Annotated in this window: 17 protein-coding genes; 9 read left to right on the forward strand and 8 right to left on the reverse strand. The window is 67.9% G+C overall.

Annotated features, from left to right (window positions below):
* Window positions 1-80: 80 nt before the first annotated feature.
* From FHR21_RS12655 to pdxR, 7 genes are all read right to left on the reverse strand, one after another.
* Complete coding sequence (locus FHR21_RS12655) at window positions 81-1,286, reverse strand: carbohydrate porin (protein WP_184098844.1); 1,206 nt, start codon at window positions 1,284-1,286, stop codon at window positions 81-83.
* On the reverse strand, window positions 1,286-2,596 hold the full coding sequence (locus FHR21_RS12660; RefSeq protein WP_184098846.1) for a putative porin: 1,311 nt from the start codon (window positions 2,594-2,596) through the stop codon (window positions 1,286-1,288). Before FHR21_RS12660 ends, FHR21_RS12655 begins: the two co-directional genes overlap by 1 nt.
* 120 nt (window positions 2,597-2,716) lie before the next feature.
* On the reverse strand, window positions 2,717-3,823 hold the full coding sequence (locus FHR21_RS12665) for a PepSY-associated TM helix domain-containing protein (RefSeq protein WP_184098848.1): 1,107 nt from the start codon (window positions 3,821-3,823) through the stop codon (window positions 2,717-2,719).
* Between the two features lie 158 nt (window positions 3,824-3,981).
* Entirely contained in the window at window positions 3,982-6,141 is a 2,160-nt protein-coding gene (locus FHR21_RS12670) for a TonB-dependent receptor (RefSeq protein WP_184098850.1), read from the reverse strand.
* 172 nt (window positions 6,142-6,313) lie between these two features.
* Window positions 6,314-7,981 (reverse strand): amidohydrolase, encoded by a 1,668-nt coding sequence (locus tag FHR21_RS12675; RefSeq protein ID WP_184098852.1) that lies wholly within the window; start codon window positions 7,979-7,981, stop codon window positions 6,314-6,316.
* Window positions 7,978-8,481: a hypothetical protein gene (locus FHR21_RS12680; RefSeq protein ID WP_184098854.1), complete on the reverse strand. Its 504-nt coding sequence runs from the start codon at window positions 8,479-8,481 to the stop codon at window positions 7,978-7,980. Before FHR21_RS12680 ends, FHR21_RS12675 begins: the two co-directional genes overlap by 4 nt.
* Before the next feature lie 86 nt (window positions 8,482-8,567).
* Entirely contained in the window at window positions 8,568-10,028 is a 1,461-nt protein-coding gene (gene pdxR / locus FHR21_RS12685) for a MocR-like pyridoxine biosynthesis transcription factor PdxR (RefSeq protein WP_184098856.1), read from the reverse strand.
* A 223-nt stretch (window positions 10,029-10,251) separates the two neighbouring features.
* On the opposite strand from pdxR, the gene FHR21_RS12690 reads away from it, so the two are divergent.
* The 8 genes from FHR21_RS12690 to FHR21_RS12725 are packed head-to-tail and all read left to right on the forward strand — an operon-like array spanning window position 10,252 to window position 20,830.
* Window positions 10,252-10,863, forward strand: coding sequence for an FMN-binding negative transcriptional regulator (locus tag FHR21_RS12690; protein ID WP_184098858.1), 612 nt, complete (start codon window positions 10,252-10,254; stop codon window positions 10,861-10,863).
* Window positions 10,850-12,238 carry an amidohydrolase family protein gene (locus FHR21_RS12695; protein ID WP_184098860.1) on the forward strand — a complete coding sequence of 463 codons (1,389 nt, stop codon included), beginning with the start codon at window positions 10,850-10,852 and terminating at the stop codon, window positions 12,236-12,238. The genes FHR21_RS12690 and FHR21_RS12695 overlap by 14 nt, the downstream gene beginning before the upstream one ends.
* Window positions 12,235-13,497 (forward strand): amidohydrolase family protein, encoded by a 1,263-nt coding sequence (locus FHR21_RS12700; protein ID WP_184098862.1) that lies wholly within the window; start codon window positions 12,235-12,237, stop codon window positions 13,495-13,497. Before FHR21_RS12695 ends, FHR21_RS12700 begins: the two co-directional genes overlap by 4 nt.
* Window positions 13,497-14,267 (forward strand): pyrroline-5-carboxylate reductase, encoded by a 771-nt coding sequence (proC, locus tag FHR21_RS12705; RefSeq protein WP_184098864.1) that lies wholly within the window; start codon window positions 13,497-13,499, stop codon window positions 14,265-14,267. Before FHR21_RS12700 ends, proC begins: the two co-directional genes overlap by 1 nt.
* Window positions 14,268-14,274: 7 nt before the next feature.
* Entirely contained in the window at window positions 14,275-15,570 is a 1,296-nt protein-coding gene (locus tag FHR21_RS12710; protein ID WP_221235161.1) for an MFS transporter, read from the forward strand.
* 25 nt (window positions 15,571-15,595) lie between these two features.
* Window positions 15,596-16,645: a YncE family protein gene (locus FHR21_RS12715; protein ID WP_184098866.1), complete on the forward strand. Its 1,050-nt coding sequence runs from the start codon at window positions 15,596-15,598 to the stop codon at window positions 16,643-16,645.
* Between the two features lie 25 nt (window positions 16,646-16,670).
* Window positions 16,671-19,880 carry an amidohydrolase family protein gene (locus FHR21_RS12720; RefSeq protein ID WP_184098868.1) on the forward strand — a complete coding sequence of 1,070 codons (3,210 nt, stop codon included), beginning with the start codon at window positions 16,671-16,673 and terminating at the stop codon, window positions 19,878-19,880.
* Complete coding sequence (locus FHR21_RS12725; protein ID WP_184098870.1) at window positions 19,877-20,830, forward strand: alpha/beta hydrolase fold domain-containing protein; 954 nt, start codon at window positions 19,877-19,879, stop codon at window positions 20,828-20,830. Before FHR21_RS12720 ends, FHR21_RS12725 begins: the two co-directional genes overlap by 4 nt.
* On the opposite strand, the gene FHR21_RS12730 is transcribed toward FHR21_RS12725, so the two are convergent.
* Window positions 20,831-22,018 carry a CaiB/BaiF CoA transferase family protein gene (locus tag FHR21_RS12730; RefSeq protein WP_184098872.1) on the reverse strand — a complete coding sequence of 396 codons (1,188 nt, stop codon included), beginning with the start codon at window positions 22,016-22,018 and terminating at the stop codon, window positions 20,831-20,833.
* Between the two features lie 418 nt (window positions 22,019-22,436).
* Here FHR21_RS12730 and FHR21_RS12735 point away from each other — a divergent pair, with 418 nt between their 5' ends.
* Window positions 22,437-24,392, forward strand: a complete 1,956-nt coding sequence (locus FHR21_RS12735; protein ID WP_184098874.1) for a TonB-dependent siderophore receptor — start codon at window positions 22,437-22,439, stop codon at window positions 24,390-24,392.
* Window positions 24,393-24,718 lie beyond the last annotated feature (326 nt).

Genomic DNA, 24,718 nt, shown 5'->3' on the forward strand with positions numbered 1-24,718 from the left:
ATCCCGCGCCTGATTCTTTCCGCGGCACGCGGAAGACCCGATCGTGGGTCGGGTGGGTAACCCTCTGTCTCTGTGGATTATTACAACCCTGCGAAACTGTGCGTGGCCTCGAAACGGAGACCGAGGACGAAAGCGTCTGCCAGCGCGGGATCGGCGGCGGGGTTGCGGATATAGTGGGCGCTGGGCTGGACGGAGAGCCAGGGCGCGATCTGGGCGCGATAGCTGGCCTCGACGGCGATTTCGGCGGGGCCGGCCGCAGTCGCGCGCCGCCAACTGTCGGAGGGGAAGGCGGCGGCAAAGGCTATGCCGAATTCGTCTTCGGGGCGGCCGGGAACCCAGCCGCCGAACTTGAGGCCACCGCCGGCGAAGCGGTCGAACATGTTGAAGCGGTCGCTTGCCGTACCGAGCCTTGCGAAGGCGTCGATGCGGCGATCGTCGTGCGCGAGGAGGGGAAGCTCGGCGCGGACATAGGTGCCGGCATTGCCCTTGGCGCTGCCGCTGCCGTCGTTGCGATCGAATTGCGCGGTGTAGCGCCAATGGCCGAGGAGGAGCTTGCCTTGGCCGAGCGGCGCCTCGACCTCGCCGATGGCGAGCGCGCCGTCGCCGTGGCCCAGCCGGATCGCGGTGCGCGCGGGATGGTCGGGGTCGCCGGGGACGCCGTCGAGCAACGCGGCGCGGAGCGTCCATCCTTCGGCGGGCGCGATCGCGACGCGCACCGCGAGCGAGGTGGATGGGAAGATGGAGGGGCCGTTCCGGCCGCTCTGTGCGATATCGGTGCCGATGCCGTTCGGACTGCTGACGAAGAAGCCGGCGGTGTCCAGCGCGTCGAACTCGGAATTGAGGTCGTAGAGCCCGAGCTTGATCGAAGCCGCGTCGCCGATCTTCTGGTCGATCCACGCCTCGTAGAGCCGCAACGCGCGGACGCCGGTTTCGATATTGCTGACCGCCTGGACGTCGCCGGCGAGATCGCTGATCGACCGACCGTTGTTATAGAGGCCGTAGACATGGAGCTGGGCGCCGGTCCAGCCCGCGATCCGTTCGAGATCGGCCTCGAGCACGAGGTCGAGGTTGTCGAGATAGCGCGCGCCGCGCCGCCGTCCGCCTGCGACATTGCCCATCACTTCGCCGGTATAGGTGATCTGGAGGAGCAAGGGGCCGTGCGTTTCCTCGATCTCGCCCGGCGCATGGACATGGCTGTGCGGGCGGTCGGCGGGAAGGGCGGGCTCGGCGGGCACCGCGTCCGCCGGCAGACCGGCAAGGCCGAGCGTGGCAGCGGCGAGCAGCATCAGAAGCTCAGCATGAGGGCGAGGCGGATGCGGTCGAGCCACTCGGACGAGGCGAAGCTGCCCGCATAGAGGGGGTCGAGCGGCCGGTAGTGATACCAGAGCAGGTCGAGCTGCAGGTTGCGCGCCGGAACATGCGAGAGGCCGACGCCGTGGAGGCGGTAGTTGGTCGACAGGTCGATATTGTCGTGGCTGAAAGCCGCGAGCACCGAATCGACCTCGACCTCCGAATAATTATAGGACAGGCGCCAGTCGCCTGGCTCGGCGGTCCGTCCTGCGGCGAGTTCGAGGTTGAAGGCGGTGTCGCCTGACACGGCGGCGCCGAGATTCTTCACATAGTCGGCGGTGAAGCTGACCGGCCAGCGGGGCGACGGGCCGGCCCAGCCGAGGGTGCCGATCCCTTCGACCAGGTGGAAGTCGGAGAGGTAGCGGCCGCCCGAAAGGAGATTGCCGCGAAAATCGCCGGCGTCGGCGCCCGCGACCGACCCGAGCCGGTAGTGATAATAGCTGCCGGTGATCCCTGCCTTGAAATCGGAGGCGAGCGGGGCGGCGAGGGCGAGCTGGCCGCCGAGCATGTCGCTGTCGCGCGCCACGGCGGCCTCGTCGATCACGAAATAGATGCCGCGCGCGTCGAGCTTTGCGCCGCCGAGATCGGCGCCATAGGCGAGCGCCGCGCCCTGCGGGGAGACGTCGCCGTCCCACAGCATGTCGGTGCGCTGGAACACCTGGGGGAATTTGCCGGCATAGGCGGTGAAGCCGCCGTTCCTGTAGCGCACCCACGCCTGGTCGAGCGACACCGCGAAATCGTCGACGAAGCTGCCAAGGGTGACGTCGGTCGAGTTGGGATCGTCGGGGTCGCCGGTGGCGATCTGGGTGCCGACGGAGAAATGATCGTCGATCGCATAGCTCGCCCGAAGCCGCGCACGGACGGCCGAGCGCGACCGGTCGCGGCCCGGGACGAAATTCCATTCCTGCCGCACCCGCACGTCGCCGCTGACGTCGAGGCCGGGGATGCGGAACGCGCCATCGGCCTGCGGCGTTGCGTCGGCAAGCTGCGCCGGGGCCGGGGCAGCGCCCGGTACGGGAGGCGATGCCGGCACAGATGCTGCGACATCGGGGGGAGAGGGCGGCGCCGTCACCGGTGCCTGTTCCAGCATCCGCGACTGCTTCGCGACCATCGCTTCGAGCTGATCGATGCGCGCCTGTTGTTCGGCGAGCCGGCGTTCGAGCGCTTCGAGCCGGTCTTCCTGCGCGTGGGCTGCGGGTACGAGGCTGAGCGCCGTTGCCGCTAGAAGCAGATGGCGAATTGGCATGATGAAGCATCCCCTTGCTTGATTTATGGCGATGGAGCCGATGGCCGGCCCCCGCGCGGTCGTCACCCTAGCGCTGGAGACTGACGACAAACTGATAGCCGCGGATTCCGGCTGGCATCGTCAGGCACTCCGCCCCTCCCGCGCCCTGGCGACCGGCCTGCGCCGTCGGAGCCAGAGCAGAAAGCCGGCGACGATCATGGTGATGAGCCAGAGGCCGATGGCGATGGAGAGGAGGCGCCCGATCAGCCCGCCGGCCTCTCCGGTGTGGATGGGGAACAGCGCGCTCATGAAGGCGCGGGCCGGTTCCGCTTCCGCGATCGGCCAGACGCCGCGCAGCGTGCCGTCGTTCGCGTCGACGAGGACGATGCTGCCCCCATAGGCGCGGCGGATTTCGCCCGGCGCACGGACCAGAATGCGATAAGTCGCATCCTCTCCCTCCGGCCAGGCGACATTGGTCAGGCTGCTGCCGGGAACGGCGGCGAGGGCTGCGCCGGCGGCAGCCGCGAAACCGATTGGCGGGCCGGCGGGCGGATTGGCGGGCAGGGAAACATCCTGCGTCCCGACCAGCGTTCCGACGCCTTGTTCGAATTTCAGCATGGTGCCGGTCGCGGCGATCGCGAAGGCCGGCAGCACCGCCCACAGACCCACCGCCCGGTGCCAGGAATAGAGCCGCGCGGCGGCGGGACCCTTGCGTATGGGAAGGAGCGCAGTCCGCCAGGTCCCGCGCCGCGGCCAGGCGGCGATCAGGCCCAGGAGAAGGTTGGAGCAGAGGAGGAGGCCGCTGATCGACACGATCCAACTGCCCCACGCGCCGAGCAGGTCGTGGTGGAAGCCGACGAGAAAGCTCATGATGCGGGTCTCGTCCTCGCGCGGCATATCGATGATCGTGCCATCGCCCGTGACGCGGACCGACCGGCTGTTGCCGGCGCCGTCCTCGAAATAGAGATTATAGCGATCGGGAAGGCCGGCGGTCGTCCAGATCCCCGTGGCCCTCGCGCCGCTTTCGGCTGGGGCGAGCGTGTTGATTCGCCGTTCGATCGCGGCAAGGTCGGTCGGGCGATGCAGAGTCGAAAGCGACGCGTCGGCGATTTCCCAATGGAAAACGATCAGGATGCCGGTGGCCGCCTGAAGCAGCCAGAAGAGGGCGGCGCCGAGGCTCAGCCATCGGTGAATGGACAGAATCTTGCGGCGCAGCGTCGGGCGCCCCTGTTGGACCTTCGTGCTCATCCGACCGCATTGGCGTGTCCGGGAGGACCGAAAAACATCCACTTTGTCGCCGGGCGAGGGGACCAACCGAGCGGGGCCGGTCAAACGCCTCGGCGATGCGCAAAAGAAAAGAGCCCGGCTGTTGCCAGCCGGGCTCCTGGAAGCAAGCGAGTGGCGGGTCAGAATTCGACCGTCGCCGAGGCCTTGAAGGTTCGCGGCAACCCCTGGACCAGATAGCCGCCGAGCGACGAGGACCAATAGGATTTGTTCGCGACATTATCGACGTTGAAGCGGAAGGTGATCGGCGTTTCGCCCGCCGCGACGACATAGCGCGCGCCGAGATCGAAGCGCGTCCATTCGGGGAGTTCGAGCGTGTTGGTCAGGTTGACCTGCTGCTTGCCGGTCTGGATCAGGCGGCCGGTCAGCGTGACCCCCGGCAGGAAGCCGAGATCCCATTCGACGTTGACGTTGGCGGTATAGTCGGGAACGCCGATCGCATCGAGCCCGTCGGTCGCGCCGCCCTGCGTGCGCCTTTGCTTCGCGTCGGTGAGCGACAGGCCGGCGATGACGCGCAGTCCCTTCACCGGTTCGCCGTCGAGGCTGAATTCGATGCCCTTGTTGCGTTGCTGCCCATTGAGGGTGAAGACATTGCCGTCCGGAGTGGACTCGACGAGAGTCTGCGGCCGGTCGGTCTGGAACAGGGCAACAGAAGCGTTGAAGCGGCCGAGCGCGACCTTGCCGCCGATCTCATATTGCTTCGTCTTGTAGGGCGGGAAGACCTCGGTGGGATTGATGACCCCCGCGGGAGCGGACGGGCTCTGCACAAGGCCCTCGATCCGGTTCGCATAGATGGAGAAGCGCTCGCTCGGCCGGATCACGAGGCCGATCACCGGCGTCGTGGCGCTTTCCTTGTAGCGACTCGTTTCGCCGCCGGCGGTGATGTCGTAGGCGCGATAGAAGATTTGCTGGCGGCGCAGGCCGAGCGTCAGTTCGACCTTCTCGTCGAACGCGCCGAGCGTGTCGGAGACGAAGAAGCTGGTCAGTCGCGTGCGGTTCGCCGGATTGGGATCGTCGAGATCGCCGTTGAAGAACACGTTGAAGGTGGGTTTCGTAATCTGCACCGGATCATAGAGATTGCTCTCGTTCGTCCCGTCTGGCCCGAAGGGCCCGAATTCATAAGCATTGCGGTTGATGTAGCGGCTGTGGGATGCGCCCAGGTTGATTTCGTGGCTGATCGGGCCGGTCGCGAACTTGCCGCGGATACCGACCTGCGCGGCCTCGTTATTGTCGTTCCGCGGGATGTTCGATCCGGTCACATAGGCATCACCGGTCGCGGCATCGGTAACGTGGAAGCCCTGATAGACGCCGCGCTCCGCGGCGTCGCGCGCGCCCGCCGAGGCATAGAAGAGGAAATCGTCGCTGATGTCATATTCGAATTTCAGGATGCCGAAGATGTCGCGCAGCGTCGTATAATTCCAGTCCTGGCCATAGTTCGAGCCTGCCCTGGGCGCGTCGGGAACCGCCGTCACGCCGCCATCGAGCTGAACCATCGGGCGCATATGCTGAACCTTGGCGCGCTGATAGGCGAGGTCGAGCGACAGGCGGGCGCGGTCGCTGCGCCAGTCGAGCGCGGCGCCGAGTACGATCGAACTGCGATATTCGTCGTCGATGGCGATGTCGCCCCAGCGACCGGCGCCGTTGACGCGGATGCCCACCGAGCCGTCGGCGCCCATTCGGCGCCCGAAATCGAAGGCGCCGCCGATATGGGAGTCCGACAGATAGTTGACGGTGACGCGGTTCGTATCCTTGTCCCTGGCGCGCTTGGGCTGCAGGTTGACGGTGCCGCCGAGCGCGGAGCCGCCGGGCGCGGCACCGAACAGGAAGGCGCTGGCGCCGTTCAATACCTGGACCTGGTCATAGAGTTCGGGCGAGACGAGCTGGCGCGGCGTCACGCCGTAGAGACCGTCGATCGCGATATCCTCGCCGTACAGCGGGAAACCGCGAATCACGAACTGCTCCGAGGCATTGCCGAAGCCGAGCGAGGTGCGCACCGACGGGTCGTTCTCAAGCACTGCGCCCAGCGTCAGCGGCTGCTGGTTGAGGATCAGCGTTTCGCTGTAGGCCTTGACCGCGAAGGGCACCTCCATCGCGTCCTTCTCGCCGAGCGCGCCGAGCGAGCCCTGCCGGATGACCTGCGTTTCATTCTCGCGCTGCGCGGTGACGACGATGCTGTCGTCCTCGGGCGCGACCTGCTGGGCCAGCGCGGGCGTGGCCGCCGCGAGCGCGGCGCCGAGCGCGGCGAGACCTGTTCCCGGAACGATAGTGCGGCATGCAACCATGATTTTTACCCCCATTATTGGCACCAAATCTTCTTCCGGTACGAACGGGATCGGGCACCAAGCCTGTAACTGGAACTGCAACATGTTTGACCCGCTTGGGCCTTAAAACATCCAGTTTGCGCAGTTGCTGGGGTCCAGATGATCCATCAGAGTCCGGTCGAGGGAACCATCGTCAGCCAAAGCGTTGAATGCCGCCGACAATTGTCCGCAGCGCTTTTATCTTTGTTAGAGAATGAGAATCAATAGCAAAGAAATCGCTATCCCAGACGGCGAGATCGGCGAGCAGGCCGGGAGCGATCAGGCCGAGGCGCGTCTCGTTGAAGCCCGCATAGGCGCCCTCGCGCGTATAGCCCCGCATCGCCTGGGCGAGAGTGATGCGCTGTTCGGGATGCCAGCCATGGGGATTCTTGCCGTCGAGCGTTTCGCGATTGACCGCGGCGTCGAGCCCGGTGAGGGGGTCGATGGGCGCCACCGGCCAGTCGGACCCCATGCAGACATGCGCGCCCGAGCGGACGAGCGATCCATAGGCGAAGCTGGTCTTCAGCCGTTCCTCGCCGATCCGGCGCACCGCCCAGCGACCGTCGTCGATCGCATGATAGGGCTGGACCGACGCGATGATGTCCTGCTGGGCGAAGCGCGGCAGCGCGTGCGGCTTCATGTGCTGGACATGCTCGACGCGGAAGCGGCGGTCGCGCGGGCCGTTGGCGGCGGCGACGGCGGCTATGGTGTCGAGGACGATGTCGTTCGCCTCGTCGCCGATCGCGTGGGCGGTGACCTGCAATCCCGCCTTGTCGGCGCCTTCCATCCAGCGGCGGAGGTCGGCGGGATCGGTGACGATGATGCCGCGCGTCGTCGGATCGTCGGCATAGGGTTCGTAGAAGCGCGCGGTGCGCGAGCCGAGCGAGCCGTCGAACACGACCTTGCAGCCGCCCCATTGCACCCAGTCGTCGCCGCGGCCTTCGCGCGCGATCAGATCGACCTGCGCCTCCCAGTCCTTGAGCGGCAGATAATGGCGGAAGCGCAGCCCGGTCTCCCCCGCCGCGCGCAGGCGGCGGGTCGAATCGAAGCTGATCGATTCGAGCTCGGTCGGATGAACCTGGGTCACGCCCTTGCTGAGCGCGACCGCGATCCCTTCGCGCGTCACCGCGTCGATCTGGTCCGGAGTCGGCTCCCCGATCGCGCGCAGGACCAGATCCTTGGCGGCGTCCTTGATGATGCCGGTCGGCTCGCCCCGTGCGTCGCGTTCGATCACGCCGCCGGGCACGTCGGGCGTGTTGCGGTCGATCCCCGCCAGCCGCAGCGCGAGCGAGTTGAGCAGCAGCATGTGGAGATCGTAGCGGATCACCGCGACCGGCGTGTCGGGGGTAACCGGGTCGATCCACGACCGGTTCGGCATTTCGCCGCCCCAGCGATCCTGGTCCCAATTGCCGCCCTCGAGCCATTGTCCCTTGGGCAGCGCCTTCGCGGCGGCGGCGATGCGGGCGATGAACTCCCTGGGGTTTTCCGCGTCGCGCAGCGAAGGCTGCGACAGCATCGTCGCGGCTTTGACGAAATGGACATGCGCGTCGATGAAACCCGGGGTGACGAAAGCGCCGTCCAGATCGACGACCTGCGTCCGCTTGCCCGTCCGCGCGCGTACCGCGTCGGCGCCGATCGCGGCGATGCGGTCGCCCTTGATCCCGATCGCGTCGGTGCGCGTGTCGGGGCCGGCTCCGGTCCAGACGCGCGCGTTGATATAGGCGATGTCGAGCGGCTCGTCGGCGCCGGCGAAGGCGCCGGGCGCGACCGCCGCCGCCGCGGTGCCGCCCGCAACGGCCAGAAGGCGCCGCCGGGCGATCATTGCGCCGCACCCGTCGGCTTGCGCGGCGGATTTTCGGCGCGCCACTTGTCGAGTTTGGCGAGCCATGTCGCCGCCGATAGCGGACCATAGGTCTTGGAATCGCTATGTTCTGCAACCAGTTCGCGGATGTTGACGAAATAGGCCGGGCCGCTCGGCATGCCGAGTTCCTTGCGTTTGCGGTCCATCGCCGCGGCCTGTTCGGGCGTTGGTTCGATGCCGGTCACGGGTTTGAACAGGATGACGTCGAAGTCGGCGCCGTTTTCGTGGAAGAAGAGCTGGATCGGCGGGAAACCGCCCGCCGCCGCGACCTCGTCGGCCTGGGCGATGCGACGGATGAATTCCTCCTGCTTGCCCGGCGCGAGCTTGAAGATCTCGAACCAGGCCTCCGGCCATGGCGCGTCGGCGGCGGCTGGAGCGGCCGCCGGCGCCTGTTGCGCCTGGGCGGCGGGCGCGAGCGGCAGGGCCGCGGCGGCGAGCAGATATGCGAAACGATATGTCATGATTTCCCTCCTGGACGAGTCGAAGGTTCCGTCCGCGGCGTGGATATTAGAACATCCAACATTGGACGGCCCGAGGGGACCAGCAATCACCCCGCCGCCTCGCGTAGCGCGGCGAGCGCGGTGCGGGCCTCGTGCGCGTTGAGGCTGGCGAAGCCGATCCGCAGCCCGCGCGGCGCGTCGGCGGCCGTCATGAACGACCGCGACGAGGCGAAGCGCAGCCCCATCGCCGCGGCGCGCGCTTCCATCTGGTCGAGATCGGTATCGAAGCGCAGCCAGAAGGAAAGGCCGCCGTCGGGCAGGCGGTAATCGACGAGATCGCCGAGCGTCCGGTCGACCTCCGCCGCGAAATCCTCGCGCCTTTTGGCATAGACCTGCAACACCTTGCGGCCGTGCCGGCGCAGTTCGCCATTCTCGATCAGTTCGGCCGCGGCGTCCTCTGTCAGTGCATTGCCCATGCCGTCGGTCAGCGACACCCGGTGCGCGATCGCGTCGATGACCGCCGGCGGCGCGGCGACATAGCCGATCCTGAGTGCGGGAAGCAGCAGCTTCGACATCGACCCGACATAGAGGACATGGCCGGGACCATAGGCCGCGAGCGGCAGCAACGGCTGCGATTCGAAGTGGAATTCATGGTCGTAATCATCCTCGATGATCGCGAAGCCGAACTGCCGCGCGAGATCGAGGAGCCGCAGGCGCCGTTCGGGCCGTAACGAAACGGTGGTCGGAAACTGGTGATGCGGGGTCACGAACACCGCGCGCACCGCGTTGCGGCGGCAGGCATGCTCGACCGCCTCGACGTCGATCCCGTCCTCGTCGAGGCCGACGGGAACGATATTGGCGCCGAGCGCCCGGAACGCGGCCACGGCCGGTTCGTAGGTCAATTTCTCGACGATCACCGAATCGCCCTGCCCGAGCAGGACCTGCGCGGCGAGGAAGATGCCGTTCTGGCTGCCGCGGGTGATGCAGATATTCTCCGCCGCGACGGGCAGGCCGCGTTGGCTTTTGAGCATCGTCGCGATCGCTTCGCGCAGCGCGGGCGATCCGCGCGGGTCGCGATATTGGAAGCCGTTGTCGCGCGAGGCCCGCTGCACCGCGACGCGATAGGCGCGGGCCAGCAGCTCGACGGGAAACAGCCGCCCGTCGGGTGCGCCCTCGTCGACCTTGAGGCCGGGGCCCGAGGGGAGTGCGATCGGCCGTTCGGGCGGCAGCGCGAAGCGATAGTCGATCACCGCATCGCTCATCGTCGCTTCGGCTTCGCCCTGATGCCGGTTGACCGGGTCGGGCAGCGATGCCGCGACCATCGTGCCGCGCGTCCCGGCCGAATCGAGCCAGCCCTGCGCGATCAGATCCTCATAGGCGAAGACGACGGTCTTGCGGTTGACGCCGAGTATCCTGGCGAGCTGGCGGCTGCTGGGAAGATAGGTGCCCGAGGTGAGCCGTCCGCGCTCGATATCCCGGATCAGCGCCTGAATGATCTGCATATAGATCGGAACATCGCGCGCGGGGTCGATCCGCTCGCCGAGACTGACCTGCCATGGCCGCAACATTGGACCTCTCCGGATGAGTATTTGACTTGTTTTCCGGGCCAATCTTATCGCGATCGATTCCGGACTGCAACCGGGACTGGTCCCATGCACTTTTCGATTTTGGTGCTTGTCGGCGTGCCAGTGCTGGGGAAGAAGAGAGGCCGGAAGCCCGATTTCCGGCCCGCCGCGCGGGCGGCGACCGGCGCGGGTCCGCTCGATTTCACGATTTGCATCCGGGGGTGATGTGGGGCTCTTCGAACAATTTGACGATGCCGATGTGCGGGCGCTGGTGGAGACCTATCCGCTGGCGTGGGTGTGTGCCGGCGCGCCGGGCGCTGTCGAGGCGAGTCTTTTGCCTCTCGTCGGACTGTTCGACGCCGACGGTCGGCTGACCGAACTGGTCGGCCATCTGATGCGTTCCAATCCCCTTTGCCCGGCCCTGCAGACCGGCGGGCGCGCGACGATCCTGTTCAAGGGGCCGGACGCCTATGTGAGCCCCGAACATGCGGGCGTGCGCGACTGGGGTCCGACATGGAATTATGCGCAGATCAAGGTCGAAGCCGAGGTGCGGGTCGACGAGGCGCTGACCGAATGGTCGCTGCAGCTTTTGATCGACGCGATGGAGTCGGAGCGGGCGAATCCCTGGGGGGTCGAAGAGCTGGGCGAGCGGTATCAGGGCATGCTCCAGCGGATCATCGGCTTTCGCGCAAAGGTGACGAGCCTGTCGGGCAAGTTCAAGCTGGGTCAGGATGAAAGCCCGGAAACACGGGCGTCGATCCTGACGTCGCTTTCCGACGCCGAGACGGTGGCGTGGATGCGGCGGTTCAACGAGGGGCGAGGGGATGATGCGAAATAGAGCCGGCCTGGCGGCCGTTCTGACGGCCGTATTTGCGCTCGCGGCGCCGGCGGGCGCGCAGCGCGCGGCGCCGCTGCCATGGCAGGAAGATCCGTTTCCGAGCCGCTATCAGACGCCGCCGCCCGACGACATGCTGCTGCGCGGCGCGACGATCCTCGACGGCGCGGGCGGGCGGATCGACGGCGGCGACGTGCTGATCCGCGGCGGAAAGATCGCCGCGGTCGGCAAGGGGCTCGCCAATCCGGGGGTGCGCGAGGTCGACGCCGCCGGCCGCTGGGTCACGCCGGGGGTGATCGACGTCCACAGCCACGACGGCACCTTCGTCCTGCCGCTGACCTCGATCGATCGCGAGGCGTCCGACGTTTCGGAGGTCGCGTCGCCGAACAGCGCCGACACCTGGATCGAGACCGCGGTCAACGCACAGGACATGGCGTTCGACCGCGCGCTGTCGAACGGGGTGACGACGATCCAGATCCTGCCCGGATCGACGCCGATCTTTGCCGGCCATTCGGTGGTGGTGAAGCCGGTTCGCGCGCCGACCGTGTGGGGCATGAAGGCGACCGGCGGCGTTCAGGGCTTCAAGATGGCCTGCGGCGAGAACCCCAAGAGCTGGGGCGCCGACGACGACAATGAGGGGCCGACGAGCCGGCAGGGCGTCGTCACTTACATGCGGCAGCAGTTCCTGAACGCCCGGCGCTACAAGCGCGCGGTCGAGCAGGCGCGCGCCGGCACAGGCGCCATGCCGCCGCGCGACCTGAAGCTGGAGGCGCTGGCGGGAATTCTCTCCGGCGATATCCGCGTCAACGTCCATTGCTATCGCGCGGGCGACATCGCGGCGGTTCTGACCATCGCCAGGGAGTTCGGCTTTCGCGTCGGCGCCATCCATCATGCGACCGAGGCGTACAAGATTCCCGGCCTGTTGCGCGAGGCGGGGACGTGCGCGGCGGTCTGGGCCGACTGGTGGGGATTCAAGCTGGAGGCGCAGGATGCCGTTCGCGCGGAGGCGCCGCTGCTCGAAAGGGCGGGGGTCTGCGTGATGATGCATTCGGACTCGCCGGCCGATGGCCAGCGGCTCAATATCGCCGCGGCGAAGGCGGCGGCGGCGGGGCGGCGGATCGGCATCGACACGCCGCCCGAGACCATGATCAAATGGACGACGAGCAACCCGGCGAAGCTGTTGGGGCTGGACAAGCGCATCGGGACGATCGCGCCGGGATATCAGGCCGACGTGGTGTTGTGGTCGGGCGATCCGTTCAGCGTCTACAGCCGCGCCGACCTCGTGCTGATCGACGGCGCCGTGGCGTGGGACCGTGCCCGACCCCCGAGCCGCCCGGTTTCCGACTTCGAGCTGGGACGCGGGGGAGTGGAGCCATGAGGATGCTTGCGAGCGCGATCGCGCTGGCCATCGCTGCGCCGGCGTCGGCGCAGTCGCTGGCGATCGTCCATGCCGAGGCCTGGACGATGGAGGGCGATACGCCCGTTCACGATGCGACGATCCTCGTCGACGGCAGCCGGATTCTGTCGGTGAAGGCGGGCGGCGAGGTGCCGGCGGGGGTCCGGACCATCGACGCGCAGGGGAAGCCCGTGACGCCCGGCCTCGTCAATGGCGCGACGCAGATCGGTCTGGTCGAGATTTCGGGTTCCGACGACACCGTCGACACCGCCTCGCGCGACGAGCGAAATGCGGGCGACGACGTCAGCCGGGCGCTCAACGGCAATTCGACGCTGGTCAGCCTGGCACGGGCCGACGGCATCACCCGCGCGCTTGTCTATCCCTCGCCCTCGCGCCACGCGCCCTTCAGCGGCGAGCCGGCCTTTGCCCGGCTGCGCGACGGGGTCGATATCCTCGATGTCGCGAATGTCGGCGTCTATGCGGTGATCGGCGGCGGAGCGTGGGACCGGCTGGGCTCGCGCGCCGTGCAATGGTCGGCGTTGCGCCATGCGCTCGAAGAGGCGCGCCGGGGCATGGACGACGGCGATGCCGGGCGAAAGGGCAAGAAGGGCCATGGCGACGGCCCGCCGGGCGGCGGGAGGCACGCGGGTGCCGAACTGATCCGCGGCGTACTCGCGGGCGAGGTTCCGCTTGCCGTCCAGACGCACCGCGAATCCGATATCCGGCAGGCGGTAGCGCTGGCCGAGGATTTCGGCATCCGGGTGATCGTCGTCGGCGGGGCGCAGGCATGGCGCGCCGCTGACGCGCTCGCGAAGGCGAAGGTGGCGGTGGTGCTCGATCCGCTCGTCAACCTGCCCTTCAATTTCGACCAACTCGGCGCGCGGCAGGACAATGCGGCGCTGCTCGTCAAGGCGGGGGTGCGCGTCGCTGTCGGTCAGGCCGGTGGCGCCATCCACGCGAATTACAACGCCGGTATGGGACTGCGCGAAGGCGCGGGGATCGCGGTCGCGAACGGGCTGCCCTATATCGAAGCGCTGCGCGCGGTGACCGTCAACCCGCTCGCCATCTGGGGGCGCGGCGGCGGCGCATTGACGCCGGGCGCCGATGCCGACCTCGTCGTCTGGGACGGCGACCCGCTTGAGCCCTCGACCAATGCGGTCAGCGTGATCGTCGAGGGACGCGAAGCCTCGACGCGGTCGCGGCAGGACCTGCTGGCCGAACGCTACAGGGACGCACGCTGATGCAGGTGCTGCTGATCGGCTGTGGGCGGATGGGAAGCGCGATGGCGCGCGGCTGGCGCGGTTCGGAGCCGGTGCTCGTCTTCGATCCGATGGTCGACGCGGTGCCGGAGGGGACCGAGCGGGTCGAAACGCCGGGCACGGTCGCGGGCGGCGCGGAGCTGGCGGTGGTGCTTGCGGTGAAGCCGCAGGTCTTCGGGTCGCTCGGCGAGGCGCTGCGTCCGCTGGCCGATCGCGGCGCGCTCTTCCTTTCGATCATGGCGGGGATCGCGCTGGCCGGGCTCGGTGCCGCGCTCGGCGGCAGCGGCCGGATCGTGCGCGCGATGCCCAACACGCCGGCGGCGATCGGCAGGGGGATCACGGCGGCGGTGGCGGGAGCGGATGTCGCCGACGCGGATCGCGCCGCGGTCGACCGGCTGCTCGCCCCCACCGGCGAACTGGTGTGGATAGACGACGAAGGTCAGATCGACGCGGTGACCGCGGTATCGGGCAGCGGTCCCGCCTATTTCTTCCGCTTCGCCGAGGCGCTCGCCGCGGCGGGCGCGGCCGAGGGGCTGCCGCCCGCGCTGGCGATGCGCCTCGCGCGCGCGACCTTCACCGGGGCGGCGGCGCTCGCCGATGCCGATGCCGCGCCGCTCGCCGACCTGCGGCGGCAGGTGACGAGCCCCGGCGGGACGACCGCGGCCGGGCTCGCCGAAATGGACGCGATCGACGATCTGGCGCGTGCAGTCGTGGCGGCCGCGGCGGCGCGTTCGCGCGCGCTGGCGGGCTGAGGGGGCGATGACGCGGATGGCGGAGATGGGTGCGGCGCCGCTCGTGCTCGATCGCAAGGCGCGGGCACGCGCGGCGATTGCGGGGTCGGCGGGCAATCTGATCGAATGGTATGATTTCTACGCCTATGCCTATACGGCCCTCTATTTCGCCTCGGCCTTCTTCCCGAGCGGCGACCGCACCGCGCAGCTCCTCAACGTCGCCGCCATCTATGCCGCGGGTTTCCTGATCCGACCGCTCGGCGGCTGGTATTTCGGCCGCTATGCCGACCGCCACGGGCGGCGCGCGGCGATGATCGCCTCGGTGATCCTGATGGGCGCGGGGTCGCTGCTCGTCGCGGTGCTGCCGACCTATGCGACGATTGGCGCTGCCGCACCGGCGCTGCTGCTGGTCGCGCGGCTGATGCAGGGCTTTTCGACCGGCGGCCAATATGGCGCGGCGGCGACCTATCTCAGCGAGATTGCCGAGCCGGGTCGGCGTGGATTCTATGCCTCCTTCCAGTTCGTGACATTGATCGGCGGGCAATTGTTCGCGCTGCTCGTCATCTTCGCTTTGCAGGCGGCGATGAGCGAGGCGGCGATCCGCGAGTGGGGCTGGCGGCTGCCCTTCCTGCTTGGCGCCGCGCTGGCGGGGGCTTTCCTGCTCTGCCGCGAACTGATGCACGAAACCGCCGAGCCGTTGGGCGAGGGCGAGGAGGCGGGGTCGCTGAAGGTGCTGGCCCGCCACCCGCGCGCGATGCTGACCGTGATGGCGCTGAGCGCGGCGGGCGCGGTGACGCTCTACAGCTTCACCACCTATATGCAGAAATATCTGGTCAACACCGCGGGCATGGCGGTGACGACGGCCAGCCGGGCGATGCTGATCGCCACCTTTGCCTTCCTGTTGCTGCAACCGCTGCTCGGGACGCTGTCGGACCGGATCGGGCGGCGGACCAACCTGCTGATCTTCAGCGGCGGGATGACGCTGTTCGCGGTGCCGCTGTTCGGGGCGCTCGCGCGGGTGCAGACGATGCTCGCGGCGGTGCTGCTGGTCTTCGCGGCGCTCACCATCCTCAGCTTCTACACCTCGGTGTCGGGGCTGTTCAAAGCCGAACTGTTTCCGGCGCGGGTGCGCGCGCTTGGCGTCGGGCTCGGCCATGCGATCGCCTCGGCGATCTTTGGCGGCACCGCCGAATATGTCGCGCTGTTGCTGAAGCAATGGGGACATGAGGGCCTCTTTGGCTGGTATGTTTCGGCGATCTGCGCGGTCGCCTTTCTGGTTGCGTTCACGATGCGCGAGCCCCGCGCGCACGGTCATCTCACCTGAACCCACGCACTGCGGAGTTTTCCCTATGAAAATGATCAGCCTCCTTGCCGCGACCGTTCTTCTCGGCACTGGCGCGGCGGCGGCGCAGGACAGCGCGCCCGATCTTCCCTATGTGAAGACCGCGAGCGTCACGCTGCCCAGCACCGACACCGGCTGGGACTATGTGAAGTTCGAGCCGGGGAGTGCGCGGCTGTTCATGGCGCGCCTCGACGACGGGCTGACGCTGTTCGACGTCGACAAGGGCGCGGCGGTGGCGACGGTGCCCAATTCGATCGGCGCCAACGGCCCGGTACTGCTGCCGCAATTCGGCCGCGGCTATGTCGCGATGGACGATGGATCGCTGCTGATCCTGGACCTTAAGACACTGAAGCCGATCGCGCGTCCGAAGCTTGCCGACGACGGCGGGCTCAACAGCGGTTCCTTCGACCCGGCGACCGGGTGGCTCCACATGATTACAGGCACGCGGCGGGCAGAGGCGACCTGGTTCACGCTCGACGCCGCGAGCGGCAAGCTGCTCTCCACGACCCGCTTTCCGTTTCGCAAGATGGACGACCCCGCCGCCGACGGCAAAGGCCACCTCTACGCCCCTGCGCGGCTCGACGGGGTGGTGCTGAAGCTCGATTCACGCACGTTGAAGGAAGAAGCGCGCTGGGATGTCGGCTGCAATGTGTCGAAGATGAAATATCTGGCGAAGACGGACCAGTTGCTCGGCGCCTGCGTCGGCGACAAGCCCTCGGTCTTTCTGCTCGACCCGGCGACCGGTACCGTCGGCGCGCGTGTCGCGATCGGCAAGGGGCTCGACGCGCTTGCCATCGACGCGGCGCGCGGCCGCATCGTCACCAGCAACCATGAGGGGACGATGACGGTGATTGGGTGGGACGGCGCAAGCGCGCTGCGGCACGTCGCGACCATCCGCACCTCGCCGGGCGCGCGGATGATGGATATCGATCATCGCAGCGGGCGCCTGTACCTGGTCAACGCGGACGCGACCGAGTTTCCGGGCCGGGATGGCGGGGAAGCGGTCACCCGCTATCATCCCGACAGCTTCCGCGTCGAAACATGGCAGCCGAATTGATGCCCGCAGCCGAAGGGGGAGAGAGATGAAGCCGAGACTGGGCGGCCTGCTGGCACTGGCGTTGACCTTGCTCGCGGCGCCCGCCGCCGGGCAGGATGGACTGCCGCTCGAACCGGCGCGGACGCTCGATTTCACCGTGTCGGGCGGGACCTTCACCTCGCTCGCCGTGTCACCCGACGGCCGGACGATCCTGTTCGACATGCTGGGAGAGATTTACGCGGTGCCGGCGACCGGCGGCCGCGCCGTGCCGATCGCGACCGGGATCGCCTTCGAGGTGCAGCCGGTCTTTTCCCCCGACGGGAAATGGATCGCTTATGTCAGCGACCGGTCGGGCGGCGACAATGTGTGGATCGCGCGCGCCGACGGCAGCGAGGCGCGGCGGATCACCGACGAGGACGAGGGCGCGGTGCGTACCTCGCCCGAATGGAGCGCCGACGGCAAGTCGATCTATGTCAGTCGCTACCGCATCCGGCTCGACCGCTACGAGTTGTGGCGGCATCCGGTCGACGGCGGGCCGGGCGAACTGGTCGCCCCGGCCCGCGCGACCGCCGACGCGCCGCGCGCGGCATGGCAGAGTACGCTCGGCGCCGCGGCGTCGCGCGATGGGCGATGGCTTTATTATGCACGCCACGTCGGCGACCTGTCGTTCGACGCGCCCGTCGCCTGGACGATCGTGCGCCGCGACCTTGCGACCGGCGCCGAAGAGACGGTGATCGGCAGCTCGGGCGGGCGCGGATCGGAATCGGAAACCTTTTTCCGGCCCGCCATCTCGCCCGACGGCCGGATGCTCGCCTATGCGACGCGGCATCTGGCCGAAACGCGGCTGCGCGTGCGCGACCTGACCACCGGGGTCGATCGCGACCTCGGCCCGGCGCCGCTCGACCTGATGAACGGCGCGGCCTGGCTCGACCTGATCCCGCGCTATGCCTTCACCCCTGACGGCAAGGCGATCCTGATCGCCTGGCGCGGACGGATCGAGCGGCGGCTGCTCGACGGTGCGCCGGCGACCCCGATTCCCTTCACGGCGCGGCTGCAGCTCGCGGTCGGGCCGAGCACGCGCGTCGCGATCGAGGAACCGCGCGGACCGGTACGCGCGAAGCTGCTCCAGGGCACTGCCGCGTCGCCCGATGGCGCGCGCGTCGCCTATGCGGCGCTCGGCAGTCTTTATGTGCAGGGCGTGGATGGCGGCGCGGCGCGGCGGTTGCCGATCGCCGGCGATCCGCCCTCGCTGCCCGGGTGGAGCCCCGACGGCACGCGCCTCGTCTATGTGACGTGGAGCGAGAAGGGCGGCGGAGCGATCTGGACGATCGCTGCTGATGGCTCGGCGGCGCCGGTGAAGATCAGCGATATCCCGGCCTTCTACAGCCATGCCGTGTTCACGCCCGACGGCGCGCGGATTCTGGCGGTGCGCTCGCCCGCGGCGGCGCGGCAGCATTCGAGCTTCGAGTTCGGGACGGTGCGCGCCGCCGATCTCGTCGCCTTTCCGGCGGCGGGCGGAGCCGCGCGCGTCGTCACCAGCGGCACGCTGGGACAGCGGCCCCATTTCGTCGTCGGCGAGCCCGACACCGCCTATCTGATGAGCGATGCGGGGTTGATCGCGGTCGACCTGGCCAGCGGCGGCCGCCGGCCGGTCGCGACGGTCAAGGCACAGGGCTATTATTTCACCGAAAAGCCGGTGCCGGTCGACGACATGCGACTGAGCCCCGATGGCCGGTGGATCGCCGCGCAGACGAGCGAACAGCTTTATCTGCTGCCGCGTCCCGCCGATCCGGCGGCCGTGGTCGACCTGACCGCGCCTGGCAATCCGGCGCGCCGGGTCACCGACATGGGGGCCGATTTCTTCGATTGGCGCGCCGACGGCAGCCTGATCTGGACCGTCGGCAATTACCTCCAGACCCTGCCCGACACGGCGGCGCGGGTGCCGGCGGACCATGTCGAGCTGGTCGCCGAACTGCCGCGCGCGGTGCCGCAGGGCCGGTTGCTGCTGCGTGGCGGGCGAGCGCTGACCATGGCGGGCGGCGACCGGGTCATCGCCGATGCCGATATCCTGGTCGAGGGCGACCGCATCGCCGCGATCGGGCCGCGCGGCAGCTTCGCGGTGCCCGCGGGCACGCCGGTGCGCGACCTCGGCGGCCGCACCGTGATGCCGGGCTTCATCGACGATCACGACCATATCGGCAGCGTCCGGCGCAACGTCATCGGCTATGAGGATTGGGGGCTGCGCGCGCGGCTGGCGTTCGGCGTCACCACGGCGTTCGATCCCTCGACGCTCGGTATCGACCAGATCGCCTATCAGGATCTGATCGACGCGGGACTGATGGTCGGGCCGCGGCTGCGTTCGACCGGGCCGGCGCTCTTTTCCAAGGAACGCTTCACCTCGCTCGATCAGGTGCGCGCGGTGCTGCGCCGCTATCGCCACGCCTGGGGACTGCGCAATATCAAGCAATATCGGGGCGAAAGCCGGCGGGTGCGGCAATGGATCGCGATCGCCGCACGCGAACTGGGGCTGCTGCCGACCAACGAGGGCAGCCACAACCCCAAGCTGATCCTGACCCAGACGCTCGACGGCTATGCCGGCAACGAACATGCGCTGCCGACCGCGCCCTTCGGGGAGGATGTGCTGACGCTGTGGCGGCTGATGCGCACCAGCTATGTGGCGACGCTGCTCGTCAACACCAGCGGGCCGGCGGGCGCCGACTATTTCGTCGCGACGCGCGACCCGGCGCGCGATGCCAAGGTGCGGCGTTTCTGGCCGCCGACGACGATTGCGCAAAAACTCGCGCATCGCGAATGGGGGTCGCTCGACGCCTCGCGCCTGCCGGCGCTTGCCGCCGATGCGGGCGCGATTGCGGCGAACGGCGGACTGCTCGGCATGGGATCGCACGGCGACGATCCGGGGATCGGCTATCATTACGAGCTGGAGGCGCATGTGATGGGCGGCATGGCGCCGATGGCGGTGCTGCACGCGGCGACCGCCGGCGCGGCAGAAACGATCGGGCGGCTCGGCGACATGGGAACGCTCGAGCCCGGCAAATATGCCGACCTGATCGTCTTCGACCGCGATCCGCTGGCCGATATCCGCAACACGGGATCGCTGTCGCTGGTCATGCGCGGCGGGCATCTGTTCGATGCCGACACGCTCGATGAGCTGTGGCCGGAGGCGCGGGCGCTGCCGCCGCCCTGGTTCGCGGGTGGCGAGCCGCGGGCGAGGTGGCTACCGGTGGAGGGCGAGTGACCGCGGTGCTCGACCCCGAAATCGCACTGTTCCTGGCCGAGATGAAAGCCGGCTGGGCGGCGCATCCGCCCTTTGCCGAACTGGACTTTCCGGGGCAGCGCGCCGTGTGCGAAGAGGTGCGCGGGCGCTGGGCGGCGGGCGGGCCGGCGATGGCGGCGAGCGAAGACCTGCGCTTCGATCCCGGCGCGGGCGAACTGCGGCTTCGCATCCATCGCCCCGTGGGCGCGGCGGTGCCCGCGCCGGCGCTCGTCTATCTCCACGGCGGTGGCTTCACCCTCTTCTCGATCGACACCCACGACCGGCTGATGCGCGAGCTGGCTGCGGCGGGCGGCTTCGCGGTGATCGGCGTCGATTATCCGCTGTCGCCCGAGCATAAATATCCGGTCGCGCTCGACCGCATCGAGGCGTTGATGCGCTGGCTTTCCGTTCATGGCGCCGGGTGGGGGATCGACCCGGCGCGGCTGGCGGTCGGCGGCGATTCGGCGGGCGCCAACCTGTCCTTTGCGGCTGCCTTGCGGCTGCGCGACCGGGGGGAGGTGGGCGTGGTCCGCGCCATCCTGTCCAATTACGGCTATTTCACGCCGGAGGTTTCGGATCGCGCCGAGGAGCGTTTCGGCGGGCCGGGGTCGATCATGGACCGCGCCGAGGCGCAGGCCTATTATGACAATTATCTCACCGACCGGGAGCGCGAACGGCTCGATCCGTTCGCCTGCCCGATCCATGCCGATCTGACCGGCCTGCCGCCGGTCCTGCTCGTCGTTCCCGAATGCGACCTGCTCGCCGAACAGTCGCTGGCGATGGAAGCGCGGCTCGAAGCGGCGGGCGTCGCGACGACGACGACCATCTATCCCGGCGCGACCCACAGCTTCCTCGAGGCGATGTCGGTCGCGCAGGTGGCGCGCGACGCGATCCGCGACGGCGCGGCGTTCGTTGCCGCCCGGCTCGGCTGATCAGGCCGCGATAACGCCTGCGTCCACCAGCGCGTCGATCTCGCCCTCCGCCATGCCGCTTTCGCGCAGCAGCGCGCGGCTGTCGGCGCCCAGCGCGCGGGGCGGCGTGTCGGGGCGGGGGGCGATGCCGTCGAACAGCACCGGTTGGGGCAGCGCGCGAACGATGCCTTCGGGATAGTCGGCGGGAACGTCGAAAAAGCCGATCTCTTCCAGATGCGGATCGTCCAGCATGTCGGCGAGGCCCGGAACCTTGGAACAGGGGATGTCGCGGGCCGACAGCGCTGCGATCCACGCCCCCGTCGTCCGTTCGGCCAGGCTGGCCGCGACGAGCGCGTAGAGGGCGTCGATATGGGCGGCGCGCTCGCGCGGGTCGTCGAACCAGGGTTCGCGCGCGACGTCGGCGCGGCCGATCTCGTCCAGAAAGGCGCGCCACTGGCGTTCGGTATAGGGCAGCACCGCGATCCAGCCGTCGGCGGTGCGAAAGGGGCGGCGGTCGGGCGACAGGATGCGCGGATAGCCGACCGCGCCGTCGGGGGCGAAGGTCGCGCCGGCGAGATGCTCGTTGAGCAGGAAGGCGGCCAGCGCCTCGAACATCGGCACCTCGACCCTGATCGGCCCCTCGCGCCCGCCGGCCCGCGCGACGAGCGCGGCGAGGATGGCATAGACGGCGTGCAGCGCGGCGACCTTGTCGGCGAGGATGGTGGGGACGAAGCGCGGATCGCCGCCGGCTGCGGCGCCCAGCCCGGCAATGCCGCTCGCCGCCTGGATGATGTCGTCGAAGGCGGGGCGGTCGCGGTAGCGGCCGCGCTGGCCAAAGCCGATCGCGGCGCAATGGACGATGCGCGGGTTGATTTCGGCGACTGCCTCGAAGCCGAGTCCGAGCCGTTCGGCGGCATCGACGCGCATATTGTGAAACAGCACGTCGGCGCCCGCGATCAGCCGGGCGAGCGCGGCGCGGCCCTCGGGCCGCTTGAGGTCGACGGCGATCATCCGCTTGTTGCGATTGTTGTTGACGAACAGCGCCCCGCCGCCCTCGCCGCGTGGGTGGGCGTGGCGCGCGATGTCGCCTTCGAGCGGCTCGACCTTGATGACCTCGGCGCCGAGATCGGCAAGCATCTGCCCCGCATAGGGACCGAGCACGACGGCGCCGATCTCTATGATCCGGATTCCATTGAGCAGCGGCAGCATCATCCTCTCCTTCGGATTTTTGTTTCCATATCGAGACGATGTTGTCCACTCATGGATATGAATTGAGAAGGGTTTCAAAGGGGATGACGCGTCGGCGCAGCGGACGTCCACCCGCCGGGAGCCGCAGGAACCCTCGGGTAATTGCGCTTCCGGCAGGCAAATTCACCCATCAAAGTTCGCAATTACCCAAATCGGAGCGAGCGCTGATGTGCAGTCCAATTACACTCCCTGTCCCAAGAGGAGAGAACAGACAATTCAGGGTCGGGACCAACGGATGGAGGAAGGGGGCGTTATGACTGGTGTCTATCAAATTCGTGCAGCGGCGCGGTGCGGATCGATCGGAGTATCGTTGCTGGCACTCGCATGCGCCGCACCGGCTCATGCGCAGACGGCGGATGCGGAAAATCACTCGGATATCGTGGTCACTGCGACGGCGACGACGGCGACCAAGACCGACACCCCCATCCTGCGCATTCCGCAGGCCATCGAGGTCGTGTCGTCCGAGGATATACAGGATCGGGGCGCGCAGAATATTCGCGAAGCGCTGAACTACACGGCGGGCGTTTACAATGGAGGCGACGATTCGCGCGGCGATTTCAATTATATCCGCGGGTTCGAATCGGTGCTGTATGTCGATGGCCTGAAGCGCAATTACGGCTTCGTCTATATGCCGCGCCCCGAAATCGCGACGCTGGAGCGTGTCGAGGTGCTCGTCGGTCCGGCGTCGGTGCTTTACGGCGCCGGCAGCTCGGGCGGCCTGACCAACATGCAGTCCAAGCGCCCGCAGTTCGATTTCGGCGGCAGCGCCAGCGTGAGCTATGGCACGTTCGACCGCAAGGAAGCGATCGTCGACGTCACCGGCCCGCTCGGCGATACGCTGGCGGCGCGTTTCGTGGGCGTCGTGCGCGATTCGGACTCGCGCATGGACCTCACGCGCAACGACCGCGTCGTCGCGCAGGGCGCGCTGACCTGGCGGCCCACCGAACGCACCGACATCACCGCGATCGGCGTCTATCAGCAGGACCATAACCCGCCGAACTACAACGTCATACCGCTCGTCGGGTCGCTCTTCGCGCTTCCGGGGCAACGCATTCCCAACTCGCGCTTCTTCGGCGAGCCGGGAATCAACCGGGGCGACAAGGAATATGCCGCGCTCAGCCTGCTCGCGACGCATGAATTCAACGACTGGCTCAGCCTGCGCAGCAATAGCCGCTATACCTGGGCGAACACCGAACAGGCGGAATATTATCTGGCGACCTATTACGGCCCCGGCCCGCTGGACCCGTTCGAGCCCGGGACCACCAGGGTTCCGCGTAACCTGTTCGCGATCGACATCAAATATAACACGTTCAACACCGACAACAGCCTGGCGTTCAAGTTCGACACCGGCCCCCTCAGCCACCAACTGCTCGCCGGCATCGACTACTCCTATTTCAAGCAGGTGTCCGGTCAGGCGTTCGTCGCCTATGCCGATTCGATCGATGTCTACAATCCGGTCTATGGCACCGCGCCCGCGCCTGTTTTCGACTTCTTCAACACCCAGATACTGAAGCAGACCGGCCTCTATCTGCAGGATCAGGTCGATTTCGGTGAGGTGGCGTCGCTGGTGCTCGGCATCCGCCGCGACCGCTACACGAAGCAGGACGCCGGCGCGCCGCGGGAAGTCACCAGCAGGACGACCAAGCGCGCCGGCCTGACCATCAACGTCACGCCGACGCTGGCGCCCTATGTCAGCTATTCGGAATCCTTCCTGCCGATCTCCGGCCTCAACCAGTTCGGCAACACCTACAAGCCGCTATCGGGCGAGCAGAAGGAAATCGGTATCAAGTGGCAGCCGCTGCGAACGACGATGCTGCGCCTGTCCCTGTACGATCTCAAGGAAAGCAACGCGCTTCAACCCGATCCCGACAATCCGCTGGATTCGATCCAGACGGGCTCCGTCAAGGCGCGGGGCGTCGAGGTTCAGGCCAATCACAACGTCAGGGATGACCTGTCCCTTACCGCCTCCTTCTCTTATTCCACTGTCCGGCTCTCGGGTCAGGATTATCAGCGGGACGGTTCGCCGAAATATGTTGCGGGCCTCTTCGGTACCAAGACGATCGAACTCGCCAACGATGTGCGGATGCGCCTTGGCGCCGGTGTGCGCTATACGGGCGCGACGCGGTCGTTCGATCCATTCAGCGGTTTCCTGGTCGTGACGCCCAGCTATACGCTTGTCGATGCCATGGCCGCCCTCGAGTATAAGAACTGGACGCTTCAACTGAATGCGGTGAACCTGTTCGACGACCTCTATTATCCGGGCTGTTCCTATTACGGCTCGTGCGCGAACGGCGAACCGCGCACGGTGCAGGGGACGCTCAGCTATCGGTTCTGACCGGATCGCGGCGACACGGTCTTTACGCGGCGGCGGCCGGGGCATCCCGGCCGCCGTTCTCATTTGAATATGCGGAAGGCCAAGGAAGGAAGAGGCTGGGGCCTCACTCTGGGCGGCGTGGACACATTCGATTGACCGCTATTCGCTGTAACCCGATGGGAAGCGGGCCGTCCGGTTTCGACCGGAAGGCGACGTTTCCATCATCGTCACCCTGAACTTGTTTCAGGGTCCATGGCCTGCCGTTTCCTTCGGCGCAGCGCAGGGTGAGAGGTCCGGCCATGGATGCTGAAACAAGTTCAGCATGACGAGGCCGCGAGGCAGTTTCC

Source organism: Sphingopyxis panaciterrulae, from assembly GCF_014199295.1.
Taxonomy (GTDB): domain Bacteria; phylum Pseudomonadota; class Alphaproteobacteria; order Sphingomonadales; family Sphingomonadaceae; genus Sphingopyxis; species Sphingopyxis panaciterrulae.